We start from the raw sequence: 8,098 nt of genomic DNA, 5'->3' as shown, positions 1-8,098 counted from the left end.
CTGGCCGCGCCCGTGGCCCGCCTGCTCAAAAAAATGCAGGCGGCAGGTACCACAGGTCTGGCCGAATACGCCCGGCCCTCCCTGCGCGATGGTTTTGACGGCTGCTTCGCGTTCTCCCCGGCGCACCGGCTTTTGGCCACCGTTGCCTGCGCGGCGCGTGAGCGCCGGCGCAAGCGTGACACCAGCATCGGGGTGTCAGGACCGCGCGACTTGACCGTGCGTGCATCGCCGTTCGTCCGCGCGAATGATCACGCTGCAACGACACACGCCCATCGCATTCCGCTACCGACGTCCATGACGACCGCGATACGTCCCCTCCGACGCAACGGAACGGTCGGGACTCTAATGCTGATTTTGCGAAATCGGCAAGTGGATTATTTTTCAGCGGAGGGCTGGACAGGATTTTCACGCGCGATCTGATTTGCCCGTCGGGCAGCCATAGCGCCGTCGCACTCCGCGGCGCCGACCGGCCGGGTGCCGCGCCGTTTTCGGAGCTTAACCCTCATGGTGAGGAGGCGCGAAGCGCCGTCTCGAACCATGAGGCCCACGATGAGGCCGCATACTCACCGCCTTGATCGCGCCTGCGATGCGTCACAGCGAAGGCCGTCATTGATCCAGATCAAACGCCCTCGAAAACACACCCCAGATCCGGATCAAATCCTTGATGTTCCTCGATTTGATCCAGATCAAACGGCCGCACGCCTACCGCAGCATGGCCCAGACACGTCCATATTGGCCGTCAAAAAGCGCCACATCTCGCCGTCAGATTCTGCGGCACAGCATGCGCTGATGACGCGAACTAACAGGCACGGCGGACCAACACGTCCGGCCCGAAATCGTCACACCAGCGCGCCCGTACAGAGAAACCAGCGTCCTGGAAAGCAATGCGAAACAACAGCGCTCAACGTTCGGCTCAACACGATTATGCTTCCCACCAACGACAGACCCGGCCACTCGCCCACGTGGCCGTGAACGTGGCACCGGCCCGGTATCAGCCGGCCGCACAGCCCGGCAGCCGCAGCACCGGACGCGGCGAGCGGCGGTTCTGGCTGACGATGCAGACAGTGATGCTGGCCGTCGGCGTGCTGCTGGTGAACCTGCTGCTGTTCTTTCCTGCGCTCGGCATCGCGCTGATGTGGAATCTTCTGATTCCCGTCGCGCCCGCCTTGGTGACGATCTCACCGGGCCTGTGGCGCAACATCTGTCCGATGGCGACATTCCATCTGCTGCCGAACAAGATGGGCATCTCGCAGAACATCAGGATGCCGGAATGGGGCGCGGCGACGCTGGCGGTGATCAGCGTGACGCTTCTCTTCATCGTGGTACCGATGCGGCGCATCGGGCTCAATGTCGATGGCCCGCTGACGGCGGTCATGCTGCTGTCGGCCGCGGTCATGGCGTTCGCGATGGGCTCGGTGTTCGAGATGCGCTCGGGCTGGTGCACCTCGCTGTGCCCGATCCATCCGGTCGAGCGGCTCTACGGCACCAACCCGGCGCTGACCTTCAAGAATGCCCGCTGCAACATCTGCGAGGCCTGCAGCAATCCGTGCCCCGACTCCACGCCGGAGCTGACGCCGACCGCCGGCGTGCCCACAAAAGTCCAGCAGTTCCTCGGCAACTTCCTGATCGGCAGCTTCCCCGGCTTCGTCTGGGGCTGGTATCAAGTGCCGGATTATCCGCCGCAGCAGGTCGACCAGGCCGCGATCATCACCGCCTATGTGTGGCCGCTGGGCGCCGCGCTCGTCAGCTACGTCGTGTTCAGGGTCGGCGAGCGCATCCTGCGCTACAGGCCCGCCGCCCGCACCCGGATGCATCGCATCTTCGCGGCGGCCGCGATCAGCACCTACTATTGGTATCGCCTGCCCGGCCCGGCGTCATTACTCCCGGACTGGTTTCCGCTGGTCTCGCATCTCATCACGACGCCGTTCTTCTTCTGGTTCCTGGTGCTGCGCTCGCCGAAGGTGAGCTGGCTGAAGCGGCCGGTGATGGCGTCGAACTACTGGTCGAGCCGATTCGAGAGCACGGCCAACAAGAATCTCATCCGCGTGTCGCCCGGCAAGGCGTGAAGCCCCGCGGTCTCGTCCCACCATCGTCACAGCGTATCCGATCGAGGAGTAAACCATGTCGAACTTCAGGACCGTCACCGTCAAAGGCCGCCAGTTCCGCGTCCGCGCGGGTGACGTGCTGCTCGATGGCGCGCTCGCCAACGGCGTCGAGATTCCGTTCGACTGCCGCGCCGGCACCTGCGGCACCTGCATGGTTCACGTCTCGAAGGGGCAGACGGTGTGCGGCGAGACGCATACGCAGGGCATGATCTATGCGTGCCAGGCGCGCGTCGTCTCCGACCTCGACGTCGACGTGGAGGACGTGCCGGAGATCGATATCAGCAAGGCACGGCTGGTCGGCCTGCGCGAGGTCGCGCCAGATATCATGGAGCTGATGATCGCGCCCGAGAAGAGCATCAGCTATCTGCCGGGCCAGTACTTCAAGTTCACCTTCGCCGGCTATCCGGCGCGCGCCTACAGCCCGACCGCCTCGTTCGACGGCCGCATCGGCGGCCGCGTCATCCATCTCAACATCAAGAAGGTCCGTGGCGGCCGCGTCACGCAAGCGCTCGGCAGCGGCATCCGGCCCGGCCATCGGCTGCGCATCCAGGGGCCGTATGGTCACGCGTTCCTGCGTCCGGGCGGCACCGGCCGTCTCGTCCTCGCCGGCAGCGGCACCGGCTTCGCGCCGATCTGGGCGATTGCGGCGATGGCGCTGCGCGAGAACCGCAGCCGGCCGATGGTGATCATCGCCGGCGCCAAGAAGCTGCCGCAGCTCTACATGACGCCGATCCTGGCGCAGCTCGCGCGGCTGCCGAATGTCACGATCATTCCGACCGTGGAGGAAGGCCCGATCAACCATCCGTCGATCCGCACCGGGCGGATCGAGCCGCACATGCCGACGCTGACGTCCTCCGACGTGGTCTATGCCTGCGGCTCGCCGCGCATGGTCACCGCACTTGCCGGCATGGTCGAGAAGGCCGGCGCGACGTTCTATGCCGACCCGTTCGATTCAGCGCCGCCGGAAGCGCCATCCGGCCTGATCGGGCGCATCAAGACGCTCGTGGCGCGACGTCCGCCCGAGCCTGAGCCGGGCCGTGACGGCGGCAGGGGGCGTGACGCGTCGCTCGATCCGTTCGAGCGGGCGTTGTCGCTGGTGCCGAAGGATCCGATCGACGACGATCTCGGCCTGCGCCGGTCGGAGCCACGGCGCAGCCCGGTCGCCGAACGCGACCACGCGCTCTCGCTGGTCCGCGAGCGCGCCGCGCGCGGCGATCCCGCCCAGCTGCAGGAACGCCCGCGCCGCGTCGCCGGCGAAATGGCGTCGGGGCATGTGTGAGGCGAGTGAGGCGGCCGCTCCAATTCCCAACATCGCGCTCGCAAGCATGAAGGGGCGTAGAGCCGGCAGAGCCGTGCAGCCGTCCTTCGAGACGCCCGCCTCCGGCGGGCTCCTCAGGACGAGGGCTGAGTGTGCGGCGCGATCCTCAAGAGCTTCAAACCCTCTCCATGAACACGCTAACAGCGTGTTCATGGTCCCGTATGCAGCGGCTGCTCCGCCACTTGCCCCTCATGGTGAGGAGCGCCGCATCGCGGCGCGTCTCAAACCACGAGGCCCCAAATGCCTCGATGCACACCGGTCGTCACTCCGGGGCGCTCGCGCAAGCGAGCGAGCCCGGAGTCCATAGCCACGAATAGACGTGGTGGAGCACGATCACTGAGAGCCGTCTGACTCACGACGGCTGCGGCGTATGGATTCCGGGCTCGCGCTGCGCGCGCCCCGGAATGACGGCGAGGATGGAGAGGCAGCCCGTCGTCAAATCAGCTTCCGCCGCGCGAGGCTGCGCATCAGGGCGCCGACGCCGAACGTCCACGGCTCGCATTCGTCGCTGTTGCGCATGCGGTTGACGAGGCGGCCGAGCTGCGGAGCTGAAATCGTGACGATGTCGTCGCGCTTGTGGGTGAACCCCTGGCCCGGCGCATCGCGGTCCTTGACCGGTGCGAACATCGTGCCGAGGAACAGCGCGAAGCCGTCGGGGTATTGATGCACGGCGCCGATGGTCTGGGCGACGAGATCGGTCGGATCGCGACTGATCTTGCTAATGGAGGAATGGCCGTCGAGCACGAAGCCGTCGCTGCCGGTCACGTTCAGCGCGACGTCCATCTTCCTGACGTCGTCGAGCGAAAAGCTCTTGTCGAACAGGCGCAGCAGCGGTCCGATCGCGCAGGAGGCGTTGTTGTCCTTGGCCTTGGACAGCAGCAGCGCCGAGCGGCCCTCGAAGTCGCGCAGGTTGACGTCGTTGCCGAGCATCGCGCCGACGATCTGGCCGCGGCTCGACACCGCCAGCACCACCTCCGGCTCCGGGTTGTTCCAGGTCGATTTCGGATGCAGCCCGGCATCCATGCCGGTGCCGACCGACGACATGGTCGGCGCCTTGGTGAAGACCTCGGCGTCGGGGCCGATGCCGACCTCGAGATACTGGCTCCAGGCGTTCTGCTCGATCAGCACCTGCTTGAGGTGCATGGCCTGGTCGGAGCCGGGCTTCAGCTTGGAGAAATCGTCGCCGACGAGACGCACCACCTCTGTCCGGATCGCTTCGGCGGAGGCCGGATTGCCGCGCGCGCGCTCCTCGATGACGCGCTCCAGCATCGAGATCGCGAAGGTGACGCCGGCCGCTTTGAGCACCTGGAGATCAACCGGCGCCAGCAGCCACGGCTTGGCGGGATCACGGCGATCGGGGGGCGTGTTGGCGAGGATGGCGGCGAGGTCGCCGATGCGCTGCCCGCCCATGCCGCGCAGTGCAGCCGCGGGATCGTCGTGCTCGCACAGCGCGCTGACGGTCGGGAAGGCCGAGGTGACATCGTAGACGCCGTCATCGCGCACCGCCACAACGGCCGGACCATCGACGTCGGGCCGCCAGACCCGGCCGACCAGCGTTCCCTGGGTGCCGTCGTCGGGCAGCATGGTCTCGGGCGTCAGATTGATCATGGCGTTCTCCCTGGTGTCTCGTTGAGGCAGCCGTAGCATTGCTGCGAGAACGATCCAAGATGGGAGCGCGCGATCACCAGCTGTAGCGCACCGCGCCCTTGCCCGCGTAGGAGCGGCTGATGGTCGAGAACTCGCCTTCGAAGGTCGCGGCCGCCGACCAGCCGTTGCGCCAGGCGATTTCGGCCGAGGCCGTGGTGAGCGCGAGGTCGCGCGACTGCGCGGCGCCGTTGACGATGAAACTCGTGCCTGGCAGCGCCTGGAAGCTGGCGGTCATGGTGCGATCCGGGTTGAAATTGTGCGCCCAGGCGGCGCGGCCACGCAGCGACAGCACGCCGTCGGCGAGCGCAAACGACCGGTCGACGCGCGCGCCAAGCTCGGCGCGCGCATCCGTCACGGTCTTGCCGGCATAGCTCAGCGCGAAGGTGCCCGCGCCGGAGAGCACCTGCTCGGCATAGGACGGCAGCACGTAAGCCGTCGCCTGCCCGCCGAGATAGGGCGTGATCCCGCCCCATGGCGTGGCGTAGCGGCGGCCAGCCTCGAGGCGAGCGGAATAGGCCGACGCATTGAAGCGGGCGCGGAGCTGGTCGACGCCCGCGACGGCCACGGTGCGGTCGGTGGTCACGTCGTGCCAACCATAGGCGAGCGCGGCGGAGAGATAATCCGGACCGTTGCGATAGCGCGCGAAGGCGCCGGCCTGGAACAGGTCGGAGCGGCCGCTGCCGCCGCCATTGACGCTGAAGCTGGTGCCGCCGCCCGACAGCGCGAAGCCGGCCAGCCAGTTCGGCGACACGATGTAGTCGGCGCCGGCGGCGAAGCCGACCTCGCGGATGGTGGTGTCGTTCGAGCCGAGCGCGGCATTGCCATCGGTGAACGAACCACCCCCAAACGGCGCCGCCCAGGTGCTCCAGCGCTCGTCGAAGCGCCGGGCCAAAGCGGCCTTGACCGGCATGCGCGCGAAGGCATCGCGCGGTGCGGCGCCCTGCCCTGCGTCGGCGAACGTCGCCGCCGGAGCCGATGGGTTCGCACTGCGCCCGGCGACGAAGGGATCGGTCATCAGGCCAAGGAAGATCTTCATCGAGTCGAACATCGCCTGCTGCGAGGCGGTGGCGATCTCGCCGGACGCCTGCGTCAGGCCGGCCGGGGTCAGCGCGCCGAAGGCGAGCGGGATGCCGCCGGTGCGGTTGAAATAGCCGGTCGTGGTGTCCGTGACGTTCTGCTGGTTGGTATTGGTCCCGGACGTGCCGAGCGTCAGGTTCAGATAGACGGTGTTGGCGTCGTAGCTCAGGCTCGAGGAGAAGTTGGCCGGCAGGTTGGTGTTGACCAGCGTGTTGAAGGTGCCGCTGATGCCGCCGGCGGCGTTGACGATCGTGTACTGCTTGTTGACGTAGCTGCCGGGGGCGAACGCCGCCTGCACCGTGGCGCCACCCAGCGTCGCGGTGCCCGTCACGTTGACCCGGTCGGCATTGGCCGGCGACACCTCGACCATGTAGCTCGCGGCAGCCGTGAACACGAGATTGCCCTGCACCGTCAGCAGCCCGATCGAATTGCCGGGCGCCAGCGCGCCGCCATTGACCAGCGTGCTGCCGACGATGCCGTTGCCGCCGAGCGTGCCGCCGGCATTCACGGTCACGCTGCTGCCGGCGATCGAACCGTTGACGGCGAGGATGCCGCCATCGACCGTGGTCGCACCGGTGTAGGTGTTGATGCCGGACAGCATCAGCTTGCCGCTGCCGACCTTGGTCAGCGCGCCCGGTCCGACCGTGCCGCACTCGCACGGGTCGTAGTCGCTGATCACGCCGGAGACCTCGGTCGAGAGATTGTTGCCGCCAACCACCAGCGTGTTGAAGGCGCCGATGTAATAGTTGCCGGATCCCGCCAGGGAGCCGGCGGTGATGCGGCCGTCGCCATTGGCCCCCGTGCTGCCGGAGAAGTCGACCACGCCGGTGCCGTTGGTCACGAACTGCGCGGCGCCGCCGGTCGTATTGTCGAGGAAACGGGTGCGACCACCGGCATTGGTGATGATCGTGGCGGAGCCTGCGGTCGCATGGTCGAAGAACAGGGTGGAAGCGCCGTCGTTGGTGGTGATGGTCGCATTCGCCGCGGTGGAATGGGCGTTGAACTGGATATGCCCGTCCATGTTGTTGGTGATCTCTGCGTTGCCCGCGGACGGCGTGTCGCTGCCGAAGCCCATCCCGAACATCAGGTAGGAATTGCCGCCATTGGTGATGACCGCGTTGGCGGCCGTCGCGGCATTGACGAACGCGACCAGGCTGAACGTATCATTCGTGATCGTCGCATTGCCGGCGCTGGTGTTGGCGTTGAACAGCGTGCGGCCCTGATGGTTGGTGATCACGGCGTTCCCCGCCGTCGCCGTATCGGTGCCTCCGGCGACGCCGAACGCCGTCGTGGCGATCGACTGGTTCACGATCGTCATCGTGCCGGCGGAGCTCGCGCCGAGGAAGTTGGTGGTGCCGCCATCATTGGTGAGCGAGACGATCCCGGACGTATCGGCCCTGACGACGTTGAAGATGCCGAAATTCGACACGTCGCCGATGATGCGGGCGGTGTGGGTGGCGTCGCCGAGCTGCAAGGTCGCGCCGTTGCCGATGAAGGTGCCGCCCGAATAGGAGTTGTTGCCGAGCAGGATGGTGGTGCTGTTGCCGAGCAGCTCGGCGCGCACGCCGGCAACGGTCTCGCCGAGATTGTTGTTGATCGTGATCGTCTGGCCGGAATTGGCGTTGTTGATGAAGCCCCAGCCGGAGCCGGCGACGCCGAAATTCACGTCGGCGCCGCCAATCGAATAGGACTGGGCGTTGCTGAGGAAGATCCAGGAATCCGGATTGATCGGCGCAGTGACCGTGATGGTCGATGCGCCGGTGGCGCCGAACAGCGCCTCCTGGCCGCTCGATGCCGGCGGCGCGCCGGCCGGCGGGCTCTCCCAGTTGGTCGAGAGGTTGTAGTCGGAGGTCGCAGTCGAAGAGCCGGTGCCGCCCCAGGTGTAGTCGGTCTGGGCCTGCGCCGACGTCGTCGGCCCGAGCCCGAAGAGCCCGAGCATGAGCGCCAGCGC

General features: G+C 67.0%; 5 protein-coding genes. 3 read left to right on the top strand and 2 right to left on the bottom strand.

From position 1 onward, the window contains the following. The 3 genes from QX128_RS27540 to QX128_RS27530 form a co-directional block, all read left to right on the top strand. The coding region (locus tag QX128_RS27540; RefSeq protein WP_316239047.1) for a hypothetical protein at positions 1–420 on the top strand (420 nt) is incomplete at its 5' end. A gap of 542 nt (positions 421–962) precedes the next feature. After that, a complete protein-coding gene (locus QX128_RS27535; protein ID WP_316218384.1) occupies positions 963–2,066 on the top strand; it encodes a ferredoxin in 1,104 nt (367 codons plus the stop codon). A gap of 55 nt (positions 2,067–2,121) precedes the next feature. Next, on the top strand, positions 2,122–3,384 hold the full coding sequence (locus QX128_RS27530) for a 2Fe-2S iron-sulfur cluster-binding protein (RefSeq protein ID WP_316239046.1): 1,263 nt from the start codon (positions 2,122–2,124) through the stop codon (positions 3,382–3,384). Positions 3,385–3,858: 474 nt separating this feature from the next. Here QX128_RS27530 and QX128_RS27525 read toward each other — a convergent pair whose 3' ends face one another. Beyond that, positions 3,859–5,031 carry a fumarylacetoacetate hydrolase family protein gene (locus QX128_RS27525; protein WP_315802528.1) on the bottom strand — a complete coding sequence of 391 codons (1,173 nt, stop codon included), beginning with the start codon at positions 5,029–5,031 and terminating at the stop codon, positions 3,859–3,861. Positions 5,032–5,104: 73 nt separating this feature from the next. Then, positions 5,105–8,086 carry an autotransporter domain-containing protein gene (locus QX128_RS27520; protein ID WP_316239045.1) on the bottom strand — a complete coding sequence of 994 codons (2,982 nt, stop codon included), beginning with the start codon at positions 8,084–8,086 and terminating at the stop codon, positions 5,105–5,107. Positions 8,087–8,098: the final 12 nt, after the last annotated feature.

The sequence above is a fragment of the Bradyrhizobium sp. SZCCHNR1015 genome, assembly GCF_032489875.1.
Taxonomy (GTDB): Bacteria; Pseudomonadota; Alphaproteobacteria; order Rhizobiales; family Xanthobacteraceae; genus Bradyrhizobium.
This window is presented reverse-complemented; position numbering and strand designations above follow the sequence as displayed.

Coding starts and splice junctions, on each gene's coding strand:
- QX128_RS27525 (WP_315802528.1), bottom strand. CDS start 5,031: ATGATCAATCTGACGCCCGAGACCATGCTGCCCGACGACGGCACCCAG.
- QX128_RS27530 (WP_316239046.1), top strand. CDS start 2,122: ATGTCGAACTTCAGGACCGTCACCGTCAAAGGCCGCCAGTTCCGCGTC.
- QX128_RS27520 (WP_316239045.1), bottom strand. CDS start 8,086: ATGCTCGGGCTCTTCGGGCTCGGGCCGACGACGTCGGCGCAGGCCCAG.